Source organism: Pseudomonas sp. rhizo66 (genome assembly GCF_031931925.1).
GTDB lineage: Bacteria > Pseudomonadota > Gammaproteobacteria > Pseudomonadales > Pseudomonadaceae > Aquipseudomonas.
Genome location: NZ_JAUJWZ010000023.1, coordinates 1 through 17,292, shown reverse-complemented (window position 1 = coordinate 17,292; position 17,292 = coordinate 1). Strand labels below are relative to the sequence as shown.

16 protein-coding genes and 6 tRNA genes are annotated in these 17,292 nt (G+C 59.5%); 7 read left to right on the top strand and 15 right to left on the bottom strand.

Features of this window, described 5'->3' with window-relative positions; all coding sequences use genetic code 11:
* Positions 1-15 precede the first annotated feature (15 nt).
* From lpxK to QZR14_RS23925, 4 genes are all read right to left on the bottom strand, one after another.
* Positions 16-1,026 carry a tetraacyldisaccharide 4'-kinase gene (gene lpxK / locus QZR14_RS23940; RefSeq protein ID WP_311997910.1) on the bottom strand — a complete coding sequence of 337 codons (1,011 nt, stop codon included), beginning with the start codon at positions 1,024-1,026 and terminating at the stop codon, positions 16-18.
* Positions 1,026-1,454 carry an ExbD/TolR family protein gene (locus tag QZR14_RS23935; RefSeq protein ID WP_095188604.1) on the bottom strand — a complete coding sequence of 143 codons (429 nt, stop codon included), beginning with the start codon at positions 1,452-1,454 and terminating at the stop codon, positions 1,026-1,028. Before QZR14_RS23935 ends, lpxK begins: the two co-directional genes overlap by 1 nt.
* A complete protein-coding gene (locus QZR14_RS23930; protein ID WP_178113639.1) occupies positions 1,451-2,086 on the bottom strand; it encodes a MotA/TolQ/ExbB proton channel family protein in 636 nt (211 codons plus the stop codon). Before QZR14_RS23930 ends, QZR14_RS23935 begins: the two co-directional genes overlap by 4 nt.
* Before the next feature lie 101 nt (positions 2,087-2,187).
* The gene (locus tag QZR14_RS23925; protein ID WP_311997909.1) at positions 2,188-4,422 is read right to left on the bottom strand and encodes a DNA internalization-related competence protein ComEC/Rec2; all 2,235 of its coding nucleotides are present in this window, start codon (positions 4,420-4,422) and stop codon (positions 2,188-2,190) included.
* 136 nt (positions 4,423-4,558) lie between these two features.
* On the opposite strand from QZR14_RS23925, the gene QZR14_RS23920 reads away from it, so the two are divergent.
* Positions 4,559-5,077, top strand: coding sequence for a DUF2062 domain-containing protein (locus tag QZR14_RS23920; RefSeq protein ID WP_250605964.1), 519 nt, complete (start codon positions 4,559-4,561; stop codon positions 5,075-5,077).
* 147 nt (positions 5,078-5,224) lie between these two features.
* Here QZR14_RS23920 and QZR14_RS23915 read toward each other — a convergent pair whose 3' ends face one another.
* From QZR14_RS23915 to QZR14_RS23900, 4 genes are all read right to left on the bottom strand, one after another.
* A complete protein-coding gene (locus tag QZR14_RS23915) occupies positions 5,225-6,004 on the bottom strand; it encodes an ABC transporter permease (protein WP_008087860.1) in 780 nt (259 codons plus the stop codon).
* Positions 6,001-6,933, bottom strand: a complete 933-nt coding sequence (locus QZR14_RS23910) for an ABC transporter ATP-binding protein (RefSeq protein WP_250605963.1) — start codon at positions 6,931-6,933, stop codon at positions 6,001-6,003. Before QZR14_RS23910 ends, QZR14_RS23915 begins: the two co-directional genes overlap by 4 nt.
* Positions 6,934-7,066: 133 nt before the next feature.
* A complete protein-coding gene (locus QZR14_RS23905) occupies positions 7,067-7,690 on the bottom strand; it encodes a glutathione S-transferase family protein (RefSeq protein WP_311997908.1) in 624 nt (207 codons plus the stop codon).
* Positions 7,691-7,733: 43 nt separating this feature from the next.
* Positions 7,734-8,393 (bottom strand): transglutaminase-like domain-containing protein, encoded by a 660-nt coding sequence (locus tag QZR14_RS23900; RefSeq protein WP_250605961.1) that lies wholly within the window; start codon positions 8,391-8,393, stop codon positions 7,734-7,736.
* A 248-nt stretch (positions 8,394-8,641) separates the two neighbouring features.
* Here QZR14_RS23900 and QZR14_RS23895 point away from each other — a divergent pair, with 248 nt between their 5' ends.
* Together QZR14_RS23895 and QZR14_RS23890 are read left to right on the top strand one after the other, a co-directional pair.
* Complete coding sequence (locus QZR14_RS23895; protein WP_311997907.1) at positions 8,642-11,089, top strand: acyl-CoA dehydrogenase; 2,448 nt, start codon at positions 8,642-8,644, stop codon at positions 11,087-11,089.
* Between the two features lie 74 nt (positions 11,090-11,163).
* Positions 11,164-11,571, top strand: coding sequence for a PA2817 family protein (locus QZR14_RS23890; protein WP_007967565.1), 408 nt, complete (start codon positions 11,164-11,166; stop codon positions 11,569-11,571).
* Between the two features lie 108 nt (positions 11,572-11,679).
* On the opposite strand, the gene QZR14_RS23885 is transcribed toward QZR14_RS23890, so the two are convergent.
* Positions 11,680-12,678, bottom strand: coding sequence for a LysR family transcriptional regulator (locus QZR14_RS23885; protein ID WP_311997906.1), 999 nt, complete (start codon positions 12,676-12,678; stop codon positions 11,680-11,682).
* Positions 12,679-12,768: 90 nt separating this feature from the next.
* Between QZR14_RS23885 and QZR14_RS23880 the strand changes: the two genes are divergently transcribed.
* The 3 genes from QZR14_RS23880 to QZR14_RS23870 all read left to right on the top strand — a co-directional run bounded on the left by QZR14_RS23880 (position 12,769) and on the right by QZR14_RS23870 (position 14,894).
* The gene (locus QZR14_RS23880) at positions 12,769-13,395 is read left to right on the top strand and encodes an alanyl-tRNA editing protein (protein WP_311997905.1); all 627 of its coding nucleotides are present in this window, start codon (positions 12,769-12,771) and stop codon (positions 13,393-13,395) included.
* Positions 13,396-13,483: 88 nt separating this feature from the next.
* On the top strand, positions 13,484-14,254 hold the full coding sequence (locus QZR14_RS23875) for a 2OG-Fe(II) oxygenase (protein WP_095048633.1): 771 nt from the start codon (positions 13,484-13,486) through the stop codon (positions 14,252-14,254).
* Position 14,255: 1 nt separating this feature from the next.
* On the top strand, positions 14,256-14,894 hold the full coding sequence (locus QZR14_RS23870) for a LysE family translocator (protein ID WP_311997904.1): 639 nt from the start codon (positions 14,256-14,258) through the stop codon (positions 14,892-14,894).
* 126 nt (positions 14,895-15,020) lie between these two features.
* Here the strand turns inward: QZR14_RS23870 and QZR14_RS23865 are convergent.
* The 6 genes from QZR14_RS23865 to QZR14_RS23840 form a co-directional block, all read right to left on the bottom strand.
* Positions 15,021-15,096 (bottom strand) — tRNA-Gly (locus QZR14_RS23865).
* Positions 15,097-15,098: 2 nt separating this feature from the next.
* Positions 15,099-15,174: transfer RNA gene (locus tag QZR14_RS23860), tRNA-Glu, on the bottom strand.
* A gap of 58 nt (positions 15,175-15,232) precedes the next feature.
* Positions 15,233-15,308 (bottom strand) — tRNA-Gly (locus QZR14_RS23855).
* A gap of 3 nt (positions 15,309-15,311) precedes the next feature.
* A tRNA-Glu gene (locus QZR14_RS23850) sits at positions 15,312-15,387 on the bottom strand.
* A gap of 104 nt (positions 15,388-15,491) precedes the next feature.
* Positions 15,492-15,567: transfer RNA gene (locus QZR14_RS23845), tRNA-Gly, on the bottom strand.
* Positions 15,568-15,569: 2 nt separating this feature from the next.
* A tRNA-Glu gene (locus QZR14_RS23840) sits at positions 15,570-15,645 on the bottom strand.
* A 383-nt stretch (positions 15,646-16,028) separates the two neighbouring features.
* Between QZR14_RS23840 and QZR14_RS23835 the strand changes: the two genes are divergently transcribed.
* On the top strand, positions 16,029-16,787 hold the full coding sequence (locus QZR14_RS23835; RefSeq protein ID WP_176471267.1) for a hypothetical protein: 759 nt from the start codon (positions 16,029-16,031) through the stop codon (positions 16,785-16,787).
* Positions 16,788-17,292: the final 505 nt, after the last annotated feature.

Sequence of the window (17,292 nt, the reverse complement as noted above, 5' to 3'; positions counted from 1 at the left end):
TCCCTGAGTAAAGAGTTAAGGCAAAAGACGATCGGGCAGCAGGCGCATCAACTGGGTGTCGAACCAGGCCACGAAGGCCGGTGACGGCAGCGCATCGACCGCCAGATACCACCAGTCGTCAGCCGCGAAGGCACGGCACTTCACCGCGTCCTTTTCGGTCATCACCAACGGCAATGACGGTGTGAAATTCAAGGCCTGCACGCTGTATTCGGCGTGGTCGGCAAACGCATGGGGGACTGCTCGCCAGTCTAGCGCTTCGAGGGTATTGAAGAAACGTTGCGGATTGCCGATCCCGGCCACCGCGTGCACGGCCTGGCCGGCCGAAAAATGATCGAGCGACTTGCGCTCGCCGCTGCGCAGATTGACCAGCGCAGTCGGTTGCAGACGGAAAGCGAAACCGCCGTCGCGGTCCTCGCTGGCACCATTGAACAGCACACCGTCGACGCTTTGCAGGCGCTCGATCGGCTCACGCAATGGCCCTGCCGGCAAGCAGCGTTTGTTACCGAGACCGCGAGCGGCGTCGATCAGCACCAGCTCCAGATCCCGCGCCAGACGATAATGCTGCATACCGTCGTCGGAGAGGATCAGATCCAGTGGTTCACTGGCGAGCAAGGCTTTGACCGCTGCGCTGCGATCGGGGTCGATCATCAGCGGCACGCCGGTGCGCTGGACGATCAGCAACGGTTCGTCACCGGCGATGTCAGCGGTTTGCTCGGCCGCAACGCGCCACGGCAGTTGCGGTGGTTTGGCGCCGTAACCACGACTGACCACGCCGACGCGCAAACCGCTGCGCCGGCAATGTTCGATCAACCAGAGAATCATCGGCGTCTTGCCGGTGCCACCGACGGTGATGTTGCCGACCACAATCAGCGGCACGGACGGCTGATAGATTTCACCCTGACCGGCGAGAAAGCGCTGGCGCTTACCCACCACCACGCGGCGATACAGCATTTCCAGCGGCCGCAACAGCGTCAGGGCCGGGTGCCCCTGATACCACGCGGCGAGCAAGCGATCGGACAGGCTCATCAGGATTTGGGCGCCGCCTCGACCGTGGTCATGCGCAGATGGCTGAAACCGAGCTTGCCGGCCGCGTCCATGGCGGTGATCACGGATTGATGCTGAGTCTTGCCATCAGCACTGATCGACAACGGCATGTTGGTGTCGCCGTTGGACTCTTTCTGCATGGCTTCCATCAGGGTCGCCAGATCGTTCTTCGGCAGAATCTTGTTGTTCACCGAAAACACGCCTTCAGCGCTGATGGCGACGTCGATCTGTTTGAGCTGCTGATCTTCGGCTGGCGAGCCGCTGACCGCCTCCGGCAGATCAACCCGCAACTGGGTTTCGCGAGTGAACGTGGTGGTCACGACGAAAAACAGCAGCAGAATGAACACCACGTCGATCAGCGACGCGAGGTTGATGTCCACGGTTTCCCGCGGTTTGCGACGGAATTTCACGCGCGGCCCTCGGTCAGGTCGACATCACGATCGCCCTGCACCACTTCAACCAGTTTGATCGCTTCCTGCTCCATGCCCACCACCAGCTCATCAATACGGCGCTGCAGGAACCGGTGGAAGAACACCGCCGGAATACCGACCATCAGGCCTGCTGCGGTGGTGATCAGCGCTTTGGAAATACCGCCGGCCAACACTGAGGCATTGGTGGTCATGCCGGAGCCGGTGAACGCGCTGAAAATATCGATCATGCCCAGCACGGTGCCAAGCAGACCCAGCAGTGGCGCCATGGCGGCGATGGTGCCGAGCGCATTGATGTAACGCTCGAGCTCGTGAATGACCCGGGCGGCGGCCTCTTCGATGCATTCTTTCATGATCTCGCGACCATGCTTGGAGTTGGCCAGACCGGCGGCGAGGATTTCCCCCAGCGGCGAATTGGCGCGCAATTCCTTGAGTTTTTCTTTATTGAGCTGCTTGTCCTTGATCCACACCCAGACCTGGCCCAGCAGATGCTCGGGGGTGACGCGACTGGCGCGCAGGGTCCACAGGCGTTCGGCGACAATCGCCATGGCCGCGATGGAGCTCAGAATGATCGGCAACATCATCCAGCCGCCGGATTTGACCAATTCCCACACAGTGACAGTCCCCTCGAAAAAGTGCGCCACTTTACCATACCGATCCACGATTAAGACCCGCCGCCCCGACGACCGTGACGCCCCATTGCCCCACGTCCCGATCAGCGGGCCAGCGCGGGCGGATCACGCCAGAAACGCCGCTGATGACGCATCGTGCGTGGTGCCCTGAAGGTGCCCAGTTGCAGATGAATGGCGCCCTGCTCGGCGCTGTCGTAAATGTGCAGGCCCAGTTTGCGATAACGCGCCAGCACGGTCGGATGCGGATGGCCAAAAGAGTTGCCCTGACCTCGAGAGATCAGCACGGACTCAGGCTTCAAGACTTTGAGCAGCGCCATGGACGACGAACTGCGGCTGCCATGATGGGGCGATTGCAGCCATTGCGTCGGCACGGCCAGTGGACTGTCGAGGAGGACGCGTTCGGCGTGGGTGTCGATATCGCCAGTCAGCAGCAGGCGCTCGCCATTGGCATCGATCTGCAACACGCAGGAACGCTGATTGCTGTCGTGAGCGTCCGCCCACTGCCAGAGTTGAAAACGCACGCCGTCCCACTGCCATTGCCGGCCACTGGCGCAGGCTTCGGCGTTCAATGGCGCGGGCAGTCCCGCCGGATCGCCGCTGAGCACCTGATCGACGGTCAAACCACGGCTGATCGCCAGAGCGCCGCCAGCGTGATCGGCGTCGGCATGACTGAGCAGCATAAGATCGAGTTTTGCCACATCGAGTTTGCGCAACGCGGGCAGCACCACCCGCTCTCCGAGGTCAAAATCGCCAAAGCGCGGCCCCGCGTCGTAAAGCACCGCGTGATGACGAGTGCGAATCAGGATGGCCAGGCCTTGGCCGACGTCGAGTTGCCAGATATCGGCCAGGCCTTCATCCAGCAGCTCCCGTGGCGGCACGACCAGCAGCAACAGCAACGGCCAGCCCAGTGGACGCAGCGGCACGCCGCGCGGCAATAGCAACAACACGGTGCCGAGACTGCCAATGACCCAGGCCCAAACCGGTATCGAAGGTGCGATCCACGCCGGCCAGTGCCCGGCAATCATTGCCAGCGCACGAAACAGCCCATCGATCAAACCGCCGGCCAGCCACAGCAGGCCGGCGCCGACATAGGGAACAGGCAGCAACACCGTCCCGAGCAGCGCCGGAGGCAGCACTACCAGACTGACCCAAGGCACCGCGAGCAAATTGGCCAGCGGTCCACTGAGACTGATCGGCAGGCTCAGCACCAGCAACACCGGGCATAAGCCGATCGCGATCAACCACTGCGCTCGCGTCCAGGTCTGCCACCAGCGCCATGCACCCAAGCGGCCGCCAAAGGTAAAGATCAACACCGCCACCGCCGCAAACGAGAGCCACAGACCCGGGCGCAAACTGGCGAGCGGGTCCAGCAACAGCACAGCGTTGAACGCCAGCAGCAAAGGCCACCACGCACCAAGATGACGAAAGCGCAAACGCCATAGCAGCACCAGCCCGACCATCACACACGCGCGCTGCACCGGTACGTCGAATCCGGCGAGCAGGCCATAACCGAGCGCCGCCGCAAATGCCAGACCACAGGCCCACGGCAGCCACGGCCAGCGCAGCGGCCACCAGCCAAATCGCGCCAACCCGGCGACCAGCCCATACATCACTGCTGCCAGCAAACCAATGTGCTGACCGGAAATCACCAGCAAGTGCACGGTGCCGGTGTCCTGCAGAGTCTGCCAGTCCTCGCGACTGAGCCCCGAACCGTCGCCCAGCACCAACGCGGCCAATGCGCCGTTTCGCCCCTGCGCATCCACGCTCAGCAAGCGCTGGCGAATGCTGTCGCGCCAGGCCCAGCGCGCTTCGCTCAAGCGCTGGCCGTCCTTGATCGTGCCGGTGGCGCCAATGCGTTGCGCCAGCAGCCACGCCTCGTAGTCGAACGCATCTGGATTACGCAAGCCAGCGGGGAGCTTGAGCTTGACCGCCAAACGCCAGCGTTCGCCACTGTTGACCGGTGGCCCGGCGTACCAGGCGAGCCGCATCAGCGATGGCAGTTTTTCGTGACGTGAGTGCGCATCGGCCAATTCGAAGCGCACCACACCGTCACTGTTCTGCGGCAAACCGACGACCCGCCCTTCAACCCAGCGGGTTTCGCCATCCAGCCCGGCCGGCAAACGGTCAGTCAACGCCCATTGCGCACCGACACTGGCCCACGTGAAGCCAAACAGCAAAAACGCCAGCGGATAGCTGCGAAACGGCAGCAGCATCAACGCCACGACCGGCAACAACAGCATCAACCAGACCGGCGGTAATGCCGGCATAAAAACCGCGACCAGCAGACCGACTGCGAGCGCCATCATCCCTGTGCGCATAAGCCCGTCCTTGAGAGTCCCGTACTTAGGCATAGCGGGTGTCAGGCACGAGCGTCGTCAACAATTGTCACAAAGTCTGAATGGGCGCTTCGTAGAATCCAGACATACTTGCCGCCTTAACCGACCGAGAAGCCTTATGCCCCGGCGCTTATTCAAACGTTACATGCCCGACCCGACGAGCATCAGGGAACATAAATCCTTACGCTTTCTCGGCAAGTTGCTGCATGACCCGAACCTCTGGCACCTCAATCGTCACTCAGTCGCGCGGGCGATGGCGGTCGGTCTGTTCGCCGCGTTCCTGCCGATTCCGGCGCAGATGCTGGTGGCGGCCGCCCTTGCCGTCATGGTGCGCGGGAACATGCCGATTGCGGTCAGCCTGGTGTGGCTGACCAACCCGATCACCATGCCGGCGGTGTTCTTCTGCACCTATCAGGCCGGGGCGTTTTTGATGGATGTGCCCGCCCGGCATCTACCGGACGAGTTGACCTGGGAGTGGATCAGCGGCGAGTTGTCGACGTTATGGCAGCCGTTTCTGCTCGGTTCGGTGGTGGTGGGACTGATACTCGGCGCCCTCGCCTACTGCATTGTGATGATGTATTGGCGCTGGTGGGTGGCGCGGCAATGGGCGCGGCGCAAGAAGAGTCGTATGCGCTGAACGCAAAACGGCCTCCGCAGTGGGAGGCCGTTTTGATTTGTGGCGTCTGCATTCGCGAGCAGGCTCGCTCCCACAGGAGATCTTCAGCACAACATAGATCCAATGTGGGAGCGAGCCTGCTCGCGAAGAAATCGACGCGGTTCCGGATCAGGTACGCATCCCGCGCCCACTCACCAGCAACCGCGCACAACCGAGATACAGCACAACGGTCGCCACCAGCATGAAGGTGATCGCAATGCCGATCTTGATATCCGACACGCCCAGAATGCCGTAGCGGAAGGCGTTGACCATGTGCAGCACCGGGTTGGCGAGCGACACGGTTTGCCAGAACGGTGGCAGCAGCGTAATCGAGTAGAACACCCCGCCCAGGTACGTCAGCGGCGTCAGCACAAACGTCGGGATGATCGAAATATCATCGAAGTTGCGCGCAAACACCGCGTTGATGAAGCCGAGCAGCGAGAAGATCGTCGCCGTCAGCACCACCACGAGGATGGTCACGCCGAGGTGATGCACCTGCAAATGGGTGAAGAACAGCGACAGAATGGTCACGATCACGCCAACCATCAGACCACGCAACACACCGCCGATGGTGAAGCCGATCAGAATCGTGTGCGGCGACACCGGCGACACCATCAACTCTTCGATGGAGCGCTGGAACTTGCTGCCGAAGAAACTCGAAACCACGTTGCCGTAGGAGTTGGTGATCACCGACATCATGATCAGCCCCGGCACGATGTACTCCATGTAAGTGAAGCCACCCATGTCGCCGATCTGCCGACCGATCAGGTTACCGAAGATCACAAAGTACAGAACCATGGTGATCGCCGGCGGCAGCAGCGTCTGCGGCCAGATCCGCGTGAAGCGTTTGACCTCACGGTAAACGATGGTCTGCAGGGCGACGAGGTTGGGACGGAATTCGGAACTCATACCGCCACCTTCGACAGATTTTTCTCCACCAGGGACACGAACAGCTCCTCGAGGCGATTGGTTTTGTTACGCAGGCTCAGCACTTCAATGTTCTGCTGCGCCAACTGGGTGAACAACGCCGTGATGCCCATGGATTTGTCGACCTGGACTTCCAGGGTGTGGCTGTCGATCAACCGGGCCGGGTAGCCGAGCAATTGCGGTGCGGCGTTCAAGTCGTTTTTCAGGTCCAGCAGGAAGGTTTCCACGTGCAACTGCCCCAGCAATTGTTTCATGCTGGTGTTCTCGACGATGGTGCCGTGGTCAATGATGCCGATGTTGCGGCACAACTGCTCAGCCTCTTCCAGATAGTGCGTGGTGAGGATGATGGTGATGCCTTTCTGGTTCAGTTCAGTGAGGAACGTCCACATCGAACGGCGCAGCTCGATGTCGACGCCCGCAGTCGGTTCGTCGAGGATCAGCAAACGCGGTTCGTGCACCAGCGCACGGGCGATCATCAAGCGCCGCTTCATGCCGCCGGACAACGAACGCGACGGCACATCGCGCTTGTCCCACAGGCCGAGCTGGGTCAGGTACTGCTCGGCGCGTTCCTTGGCGATCTTCGCCGGAATGCCGTAGTAACCGGCCTGGGTCACGACGATGTCGAAAGTCTTTTCGAACTGGTTGAAGTTGAATTCCTGGGGCACCACGCCGATCGAGCGCTTGAGCGCTGCCGGGTTTTTGTCCAGGTCATGGCCGAAGATATTCACCGTGCCGCTGGTCTTGTTCACCAGGGTCGAGAGAATGCCGATGGTCGTGGATTTGCCGGCACCGTTAGGGCCGAGCAAGGCGAAAAAGTCACCTTCGGCGACGTCCAGATCGATACCACTCAAGGCCTGGAACCCGTTGCCGTAGGTTTTGGTTAGCTGCCGGATGGACAGAGCGGAACTCATATCGGATTTACGCACCAAGAAGGGAAGAAAGGGATACATAAGGGCGGGCGGCGAGGGAAACAACCGCAGCACCCGAGCGCAATGGTGCTTGCCGCCGCCGCACAAGTACAGTCAAGTGTGTCGATAGTAAGTATTAAGTCAACGCGGTCATGACCGCTTTCCGGTAAGCCGGACGCTGCTTCAAGCGCTCGTACCAGGCTTGCAGATGCGCTTGTGGCGAGCGTTCGATGGGCATCTCGAACCAGGCATAAATGAAACTGCCCAGCGGAATATCGCCCATGCCGATTTCTTGTCCGGAGAGATAAGGCTGACTGGCCAGGGCATGGTCGGCCATGCTCAACAGCTCATTGCATTCCTTGATCGCGGCATTGATCGCGGCCCAGTCCTGCTTGTCCGCCGGGGTGCGCAATACGCCCCAGAACACAGTGCGGAACGGACCGGCAAAACTTGAAGTGGTCCAGTCCATCCATTTGTCAGCGATGGCGCGCGCTTGCGGATCCGCCGGATACCAGTGGCTGCCGGGCGCATGTCTGGCCAGCAGATAGCGAACGATGGCGTTGGACTCCCACAGCACAAAACCGTCGTCTTCGATCACCGGTACCCGGCCGTTCGGGTTCATCGCCCGATACTCAGGTGTGTCGACCACGCCGAATGCGCCGCCGGCATCGATCGCCTCGTAGGCCAGGCCGAGCTCTTCAGCCGCCCACAATGGCTTCCTCACATTCGATGAGTTTTTCCGTCCCCAGATCTTCAGCATGACCGCCTCCTTTCAAATGAGTGGGCAGGCAGCATACGCCGGATCAGGTACGGCTCAAATCACTCTGCATATCGCCCAACAATTGCGGCTGCTGATCAGTGAACAGGTGCGGATAGCACTTTTGCAGATGCTCGAAGAAGAACATTTCCGGCACATCGGCGAATTGACCGTGGTCGACCAGATACTCCATCAACTGCGCGCCGTCACGATTGAACGGATGGAACACGCTGTCATTGACCCCGTCGAACTCCAGCGGCGCGACGTTGAACAATTCGCAAAGCTTCTGATTGAACGCCGGCGTGGCCTTGACCCAGCGATCATTCAAAAAGAACTCGGTGTAGCCGTGCATGGCGAACATGTCGCTTTTCAATAATTCGAGCAGACGCGGGGTCGACAGATGATTTTTCACGTCGGCCAGGCCAATCCGCGCCGCGATCCCGCAATGCCGTGCACAACCGGCGAGCAGCGTGGCTTTCGGCACGCAATAACTCTCCCCCGTCGCCAACGCATAGCTGCCACGCAAGGTCTGTGGATCGCGGCTGAAGGTGTAGGGGTTGTAACGCACCGCTTCACGCACGGCGTAATAAAGACTGATCGCCTGCTTGAGCGGATCGCGGCTGGCACCCCGATGTTGTTCGGCGAACTCCACCACCGCCGGGTGGTCACTATCGATGAAGCGGCCGGGGCTCAGATACTCGTGCATGACGACAATCTCCTGGGTGAACCCCGAGTCTAGCGACAGCGTCAGCACAGAGATAACGACGTTTCGGCCAAACTTGGACGCAAAGACGCGGGATCAGCGAACGATTTCCCACACGTGTTGCCCACCGAACCTACGAAAACCATCCGGGGTTTCCCACGATTTCAATCACCTTGGTCTGACCACCCGGTTTTACAGATGCCGTCTAAGCTCTGGAGGGTCGATTTGCCTTGGTTCACGGAGGACTGAATATGCTGTTGTTGTGGATACTGGTTTTGATCGTTGGCGTGGCGTATCTCGCCCACCGGCGTACTGCCCCGCTGCCCGCGTTGGGCATCGTGGCTGTCTACCTGCTGGCGATGGGTATTTTCAGTCACGCGCCGGGCTGGTTATTGCTGGTGTTCTGGGTGCTGCTGGCGGCGGTCGCTGCACCGCTGCTGCTGCCTGATCTGCGCCGCAAGCATTTCACTGCGCCGCTGTTCAACTGGTTCCAGAAAACCCTGCCACCCATGTCTCAGACCGAACGCGACGCGATCGACGCTGGTACCGTCTGGTGGGATGGCGAGCTGTTCAGCGGCCGCCCGGACTGGGACAAACTGCTGGCCTATCCCAAGGTGCAATTGAGCGAAGAAGAACAGGCGTTCATCGACGGCCCGACAGAGGAGCTTTGCGCGATGGTCACTGACTGGCAGATCGGCCAGTCGATGGACCTGCCGCCGGAAGCCTGGGCGCACATCAAGGAACACGGTTTCTTCGCCCTGATCATCCCGAAAGAATTTGGCGGCAAGGGCTTCTCGGCTTACGCCCACTCGCAAGTGGCGATGAAACTCGCCACCCGTAGCGGTGACCTCGCCTCCACCGTGATGGTGCCGAACTCCCTCGGCCCGGCCGAACTGCTGCTGCATTACGGCACCGACGAACAACGCAATCACTACCTGCCGCGCCTGGCCCGTGGCGATGACATTCCGTGCTTTGCCCTTACCGGCCCGCTCGCCGGTTCCGATGCCGGTGCGATGCCCGACACCGGGATCATCTGCAAAGGCCAATGGGAAGGTCAGGAAGTCATCGGCCTGCGCCTGAACTGGGAAAAACGCTACATCACCCTCGGCCCGGTCGCGACTCTCCTCGGCCTGGCTTTCAAGGCCTACGACCCTGAGCATCTGCTGGGTGACAAGGAAGACCTTGGCATCAGCCTCGCTTTGATTCCGACCGATACCCCCGGCGTGGAAATCGGTCGTCGTCACCTGCCACTCGGCGCTGCATTCATGAACGGCCCGAACTCGGGCAAAGATGTATTTATCCCGCTGGACTTTCTCATCGGCGGTCAGGAGATGCTCGGCAAGGGCTGGATGATGCTGATGAACTGCCTGTCGGTCGGCCGTTCGATCTCGTTGCCGGCAGTCGGCACTGGCGCGGCCAAGTTCACCAGCCTGGTGACCGGTCAGTACGCGCAGATTCGTGAACAGTTCAACGTACCGCTGTCGGCCTTCGAAGGTATTCAGGAAGCCATGGCGCGCATCGGCGGCAACGCGTGGATGATGGACGCGGCGCGGATGCTCACCGCCAACGCAGTGGATCTGGGCGAGAAACCATCGGTGCTCTCGGCGATTCTCAAGTATCACCTCACCGAACGCGGACGCGAATGCATCAGCCACGCGATGGATGTGCACGGTGGCAAGGCGATCATCATGGGCCCGAACAACTACCTCGGGCGCAGTTGGAACGGCGCGCCGATCTTCATCACCGTGGAAGGTGCGAACATCCTCTCGCGCAACCTGATGATCTTCGGTCAGGGTGCGATTCGTTGCCATCCATTCGTGCTGAAGGAAATGGCCCTCGCCGGGCGTGAGGACAAGGATCAGGCGCTGAAAGAGTTCGATGGCCTGTTGCTCAAACACATCGGTTTTGCCGTGAGCAATGCGGCCAGCACGCTGGTGTTGAACCTCGGTTTCGGCCACTTCGAACATGCGCCGGGCGACAAGATCAGCCAAGGCTACTTCCGCGCACTCAACCGCCAGGCCGCGGCGTTTGCCATGCTTGCCGACTTCAGCATGATGCTGCTGGGCGGCGAACTGAAACGTCGCGAGCGTCTGTCGGCGCGTCTGGGTGACGTGTTGAGCAACCTGTATCTGGCCTCCGCCGCGCTCAAGCGTTATCACGATCTGGACTCGCCGGCGTACATGGAGCCGCTGTTCCGTTGGGCGATGGAAGAAAGCCTCGACCAATCGGAACGGGCGCTGGATGAATTGCTGCGCAACTTCCCGAACAAGGTATTCGGCTGCCTGCTGCGAGCCATCGTGTTCCCGTTCGGTCGTCGTCACAAAGGTCCGTCGGACAAACTCGGTGCCGAAGTGGCAGGCATCATTGGTCGCGCCAAGGGTGATCCAGCCCTGGAAGAGTTGCTTGCCGGTTGCTATCGCCCGCAATCGGCGGACGATGCGGTCGGCGCATTGCAACACGCCAGCGATCTGCTGAATGCCGCGCAGCCGTTGCACAAAAAACTGCACACGTCGCTGAAAAGCGGTCAGGTCAAACCGGTCGCGGGCGAACACGCCATTGATGCGGCGCTGGAGGCCGGGGTGTTGCAACCGGGAGAAGCGCAGTGCCTGCGCGATGCCGAAGCCGCACGACGCCGGGTGATCGACGTCGACGACTTTGACAAAGAGGAACTGAAACTGGCAGAGGGCAAAGTCCGCTGATCCTGACAACCATGTCCAAGAGGGCGCAGGGGCTTTATACTCCCGCGCCCGTTTTGCTCTTGAGGACTTATCTCGTGTCCAACGTCGTTGCCGATCATCTTGTTTTGCTCGACCACCTGCGCAGTATCCTGGTCGCCGTAGGTGAGGCCGAACAGGTTCCCGAAGAAAGCCATGCCTTGTTCCTGGAGCGCTTCGACGAACTGCTGGCATCGCTGCCGATCGATCCGATCGAAAGCCAGTACCTGGGCCAGGACATCCTGACTCAAGTGATCACCCGTTATCCGCAAATCGCCCACCTGATCCCTCGGGATCTGCTGTGGTTCTTCGCCGGTGACTGTCTGCACTACCTGTCCGATGAAGAAATCGACCTGTATCAGGCACTGGAAGAACGTCGCTACGAAGCTGAACAGAACGATGAACCGTTCGACTGGAATCAGGAAAAACAGCTGCTGGCGATGTCCGCTCAGGACAGCAAGCACTGATTTAACAGTGGGTTGAAGATCAAAAGATCGCAGCCTTCGGCAGCTCCTACAGTGGACTCACGCAATCCCCTGTAGGAGCTGCCGAAGGCTGCGATCTTTTGCTTTGCGCTACAACAACCCTTCGCTTTCGGGCAATTCATACGCCATCGCGGCGTTGCTCTCCCCCACCGATTTGCCCGGTTTGCTCAAGGTTGGCTCTTTTTCCAGACACTCCACCAGATAGTCGATAAACACCCGCAACTTGGGTGGCAGATAGCGTGTCGGCGAGTGCAGCAACCACAGTCCGCCATGATAGGAAGCGAGGAACGTCCAGTCCGGCAACACCTGCACCACCAACTTTTGCTCAAGCGCGTAACGGGCGGTGAAATACGGCAGGCTGCCGATGCCGATGTGCTGCAACACCGCGCCCAGCCGCACGCCGGTGTGATTGGCGGCATAACGACCGCGGACACCCACTGTTACTACCTTACTGCCCTTCTTGAATTTCCAGCGCGCATCGCTCGGGGTTTCCCCCAAATAAATACAACTGTGATTGAGCAGATCATGCGGGTGAGTCGGTGTGCCGTGCTCGGCCAGGTATTGCGGCGTGGCACAGAGCAAGTGGTCGATGGTCAGCAACTGCCGGCCGACCAGCCCGGCCGGTGGTCGATCGGTGATGCGAATGGCCAGGTCGACATGGTCGTCGATCAGATCGACCTGACGGTCTTCCAGCAACAACTCCACATCAACCTTGGGGTAACGCCTTAGAAATTCGGGCATGTGCGGATGAATCACGAAGCGCCCTACCGCTTTCGGCACGCTGACGCGCACCAGTCCTTCCGCTTCATGGGTGAACTGACCGCTGATTTCCATCACCGACTTGGCCGCGCTGACCATCTCCTGGCAGCGTTTGAACACCTCTTCGCCGCCGTCACTCAAGCGCAGCTTGCGGGTAGTGCGCTGCAGCAGTCGCGTGGCCAGGGCCTTCTCCAGCCGAGAAATACTGCGACTCACCGCCGATGGCGATGAACCCAGTTGCCTAGCCGCTTCAGAGAAGCTGCCGGTCTCCACGACCTTGACGAAAATCGCCATTTCACCGAGCAGCGGTAGCGGCAGATTGATGCTCACAGCGCACAAGTCCTTTGATGTTTGAACGGATTATCACGTTATTGCACGATTCATATAATAAAAAAAGAAACTTTAATAAGGGCATGGAATATGACGCTTCGCCTCTTTTTCCATAGTGATGACCTCAAGGCCAATGTGGAAGTCCTCGACTGCACGCCCCAGGAGAACGAATTCGCCGTGGTCATGCGCGCCACACTGTTTCACCCGCAAGGCGGTGGCCAGCCTTGTGATACCGGCTGGATCGGCGAAAGCCAGGTATTGCGTGTAGTGCAGGAGCCGGAGCGGATCATTCATTTTGTTGACCGGCCGGTGGAGCTGGGCATGACCTGCATCCGCATCGACGAGCAGCGCCGTCGCTTCAACACGCGCATGCATTCAGCCGGCCACCTGATCGGGCATTTCGTTCAGGCCATGGGTTGGATGCCGATTAAGGCACATCACTGGCCAGATGAAGGTCGCGTGCAATTCAAGCCCGGCGATGCCGCGCAGGAAGTCGACGCCGAGGCTGTTCAACACGGCATCGAGCAGTGGATCGAGCACGACCTGCCCCGCCTTACCTCGCTCCGCGAAGGTGCGCGAGAAATCGGTTTTGGTGACCTGCCCGCCTATGGCTGCGGCGGCACCCATGTACGTAGCCTGAAGGAACTGGGCACAGTCACGATCGCGGCCCTTTCGCAGAAGAAAGGCACGCTATCCGTCCACTACAACGTGGATTGAGCATTTCGGACGCTGCCTCACGCAGCGTCCAACGCTGGGGAACCGCATTCGCAGGTTCCGTTGACTATCGATAGATGGACCTAAAAAAATGATGCTAGACGTCGAGCGTCTCGATGAGACGTGCATAAAAAAACTGGCCAACGAAGAAGTCCTCGCCATCCGCCTCAAAGGCTTTTTGCCTGAGCCGCTGGCCATTCAGATTGGCGACAAGATTCTCGCTCCGGGCTTCGAGGGTTACATCAACGCGCCAAGTATCGGCCGCATCGGCATGGCTTTTTATGAGGCGGAAAACCAGCCGCTGCTGATCGAAGACTACTTCGAACGCGCCACCAGCAATATCGCGGAACTGCGCAATCGCTGCGCGCCTTACTCTTCACCGATCGACACCTTGCGCTGCATGCTCGACGAATCCTGGCCGGCCGGCGCACATCTGGAAAATCTCTACGGTCGAAAAATGTATGTCGGTCTTTCGCGAGTGGTGAAGCCAGGCGTGTGCTTCCTCGCCCATCACGACATCTTCGCCAAGGACGCCCCGGACAGTTTCCAGGCCCGCAGCCTGGAAGCGCAGTTCGCCTGCAACGTCTATCTGAACATGCCGACCGAGGGCGGTGCATTGCAGATGTGGGACGACGACATCACCCCGGATCAATTCGACGAGATGCGCGGTGACAGTTACGGCATCGAACCGGCCCTGCTCGGCCCACCCGCGCTGGAAGTCCGACCGCAACCCGGCGATTTCATCATGTTCAATTCGCGACGCATGCACTCGGTGACCCCGGGCGTGGCCGATCCGCGCTTGAGCCTTTCCTTTTTTGTCGGCTATCGCGGCAATGCTTCACCCCTGACCTACTGGAGCTGAGATGTATTCGAATTATCTGGGCGAGTTTCTGGCGCTGGCTACCATTCACTTTCTGGCCGTGGTTGCTCCCGGCCCGGACTTTGCGGTCACTATTCGCCAAAGCGTACGGTTCGGCCGGTTGGTAGGAATCTGCACGGCGCTGGGTATTGGCGCGGGGATTTCCGTGCACGTGCTGTACACGCTGCTTGGTGTGGGCGCGCTGATGCACACCACGCCGTGGTTGCTGACCGTTGCCAAAGTGATTGGCGGTGCCTACATCCTCTATCTGGGTGTCAGCCTGCTGCGCAGCAAACCCAAATCGGCCATTGAAGGTGAGAAAGCTGCGGACGAGCCTGTGGCCGAACAAACTCTGTTCAAAGCGTTCAGCACCGGTTTTCTGACCAATGCGACCAACCCCAAGGCCACGCTGTTTTTCCTGGCGATTTTCACCACGATCATCAGCGCCAGCACGCCCCTGCAGATCCAGGCCTTTTACGGGCTATGGATGTGCTTTGTGAATGCGCTGTGGTTTGTTGTGGTCGCGCTGTTTTTCTCGAGCAGTCGGGTTCGCTTGCTGTTCATGCGCATGGGCCATTGGTTTGAGCGCACCATGGGCGTTGTGCTGATTCTGTTTGCTGGCCGACTGATGCTGTCCTGGTAAGCAGACACAAAACACAAAAGGCCCGCCGAATCGCTTCGACGGGCCTTTTTCTTTATGACTGATGAAACAACCACAAATCACGCACATACAAAAACGCCGCTCTATTGAGCGGCGTTTTTGTGAAATTGGAGCGGGAAACGAGACTCGAACTCGCGACCCCGACCTTGGCAAGGTCGTGCTCTACCAACTGAGCTATTCCCGCAATGGCGTCCCCTAGGGGACTCGAACCCCTGTTACCGCCGTGAAAGGGCGGTGTCCTAGGCCACTAGACGAAGGGGACACAGGCTACAACTTTCACTCAATAAAAACGCCGCTCACTGAGCGGCGTTTTTAGAATTTGGAGCGGGAAACGAGACTCGAACTCGCGACCCCGACCTTGGCAAGGTCGTGCTCTACCAACTGAGCTATTCCCGCAAATGGCGTCCCCTAGGGGACTCGAACCCCTGTTACCGCCGTGAAAGGGCGGTGTCCTAGGCCACTAGACGAAGGGGACACGCTACCCGGAACACATGGTGTGTGTTTCGGTGTCCAGATCCGCATCCGAAGAATTGGTTCTGGTTTCACTCAGCACCGCCCGAAAGCACTGCTGTTTAAAATTGGAGCGGGAAACGAGACTCGAACTCGCGACCCCGACCTTGGCAAGGTCGTGCTCTACCAACTGAGCTATTCCCGCATTGGCGTCCCCTAGGGGACTCGAACCCCTGTTACCGCCGTGAAAGGGCGGTGTCCTAGGCCACTAGACGAAGGGGACACACTACAACATTCACTCCCTGCCGCGCTTCGCTGTGTGCTTTACGCTGCAAGTGGCGCGCATTCTATGGATGGATTGAGGGGTCGTCAACCCCTTGATATAAATTTATTTAAATCAATGACTTCGACCTGCTTTACGGCGGCAACCGGGCTTTTCCGTCGCCCGACGATTGACGCCTATATTCCGCCACTCGCCAAGACGCTATAGTCCACCCACAGTGATGGCAATCTGCACATGCAGCGCCAGCATTCATATAAGCAGCGTGCGGCCGATACAGATTGAACCTGCCGATCCAACTCGTCGAGCGGCGCTAGGCGGCTAAATGCCCAGCCACTACACTCGCATGCGAACCCTATAAAGAGGTCTTACCGGTGACACCACTCATGATCACCCTGCTAGTCGTAGCCGGGATCGCAATTCTGATCGCCATTGGCTACATGAACCATGTGGTGGAAAACAACAAACTGGAGAAGGCCCGCACCAAGGTCGAACTCAATGACCGCCTGCGCCGTTGTGGCGAACTGACCGAAACCTTTCCCGGCCAGTTCATGACCCCGGCACTCAAGCTGCTGCTGACCCGTCTGGAATTGAACGTCTGCCAGCGCCTGCTGAACCTGGAAAAAACCAGCGCCACTACCAAGGCACGCATCACCGAACTGAGCGCCCTGGTCGCCCAAGGCGAATCGATCCCGGTCAACAACCCACCGGCTCCGATCCTGACCGAAGCCAAGGCCAAAGACGTGCGCTTCCTGCTCGAAGCCCTCCACGGCCAGATCACCCGCGCCGCCCACGACGGTTTCCTGCCGCCGAACGAAGCCAAACACTGGATCCGCGAAGTCCGCCACATTCTGGTACTGCTGCACATCGAATTCTTCAACAACCTCGGCCAACAGTCCCTGCAACAAAACCAGCCCGGCCAGGCCCGCCTCGCCTTCGAACGCGGCGTGCAATACCTGCGCAAACAGCAGGACCCGCAGATGTACGCCGAACAACTGCAATACCTGGAAAAACTGCTGGCCCGCGCCAACGCCCAGGTAATGGACAAGATCGCACCGGTTGAAGGTGAAGAGAACCAACTGACCGCCGGCCTCAAAGATGTAGAGGCAGATGCGGACTGGAAGAAGAAAGTGATTTACGACTGATTGCAGAGATTGAAAGAGAAGCCACCGAGAGGTGGCTTTTTTGTGGCTCGCGGGAGGGAACTGGAAACCCGGTGGATGCAAGACCGGTATCGCGAAAAATGGGACTGAGTACATCCGAGAGAGGATTGGTCGGCTGTCAGGCCGCCTTCGCGAGCAAGCTCGCTCCCACAGAAAAGCAAAAACAAAAGCAAAAACCACAACCACAACCACCTCGCCCCGCTTCGCTTCTCACCACTCAACAGGATGAGCGTTAGCTCGGCTGCAGCTCTTGATCTTGATCTGAAAGCCCGTCGGCAGGCTGAGTGGAGGGGTTGATCCGGGGGTGGGAGCGCAGCGACCGTTCGACGAAGTCGAACACATCGAGAGGAGGTGCAGCGAAGCAAACCGGAGACGATGCCCCCGGATCAATCCCGGAGCGAAGGAACCCCGAGCCCCAGCGAGCGGGCCGAACGTCAGGGCGCAGACCTTTTGGTTACTTTTGAGGCGTTCGGTGCCAAAAGTAACC

Coding starts and splice junctions, on each gene's coding strand:
- QZR14_RS23870 (WP_311997904.1), top strand. CDS start 14,256: ATGTATTCGAATTATCTGGGCGAGTTTCTGGCGCTGGCTACCATTCAC.
- QZR14_RS23900 (WP_250605961.1), bottom strand. CDS start 8,393: ATGCACGAGTATCTGAGCCCCGGCCGCTTCATCGATAGTGACCACCCG.
- QZR14_RS23925 (WP_311997909.1), bottom strand. CDS start 4,422: ATGCGCACAGGGATGATGGCGCTCGCAGTCGGTCTGCTGGTCGCGGTT.
- QZR14_RS23910 (WP_250605963.1), bottom strand. CDS start 6,933: ATGAGTTCCGCTCTGTCCATCCGGCAGCTAACCAAAACCTACGGCAAC.
- QZR14_RS23835 (WP_176471267.1), top strand. CDS start 16,029: ATGATCACCCTGCTAGTCGTAGCCGGGATCGCAATTCTGATCGCCATT.
- QZR14_RS23895 (WP_311997907.1), top strand. CDS start 8,642: ATGCTGTTGTTGTGGATACTGGTTTTGATCGTTGGCGTGGCGTATCTC.
- QZR14_RS23880 (WP_311997905.1), top strand. CDS start 12,769: ATGACGCTTCGCCTCTTTTTCCATAGTGATGACCTCAAGGCCAATGTG.
- QZR14_RS23915 (WP_008087860.1), bottom strand. CDS start 6,004: ATGAGTTCCGAATTCCGTCCCAACCTCGTCGCCCTGCAGACCATCGTT.
- lpxK (WP_311997910.1), bottom strand. CDS start 1,026: ATGAGCCTGTCCGATCGCTTGCTCGCCGCGTGGTATCAGGGGCACCCG.
- QZR14_RS23875 (WP_095048633.1), top strand. CDS start 13,484: ATGATGCTAGACGTCGAGCGTCTCGATGAGACGTGCATAAAAAAACTG.
- QZR14_RS23920 (WP_250605964.1), top strand. CDS start 4,559: ATGCCCCGGCGCTTATTCAAACGTTACATGCCCGACCCGACGAGCATC.
- QZR14_RS23905 (WP_311997908.1), bottom strand. CDS start 7,690: ATGCTGAAGATCTGGGGACGGAAAAACTCATCGAATGTGAGGAAGCCA.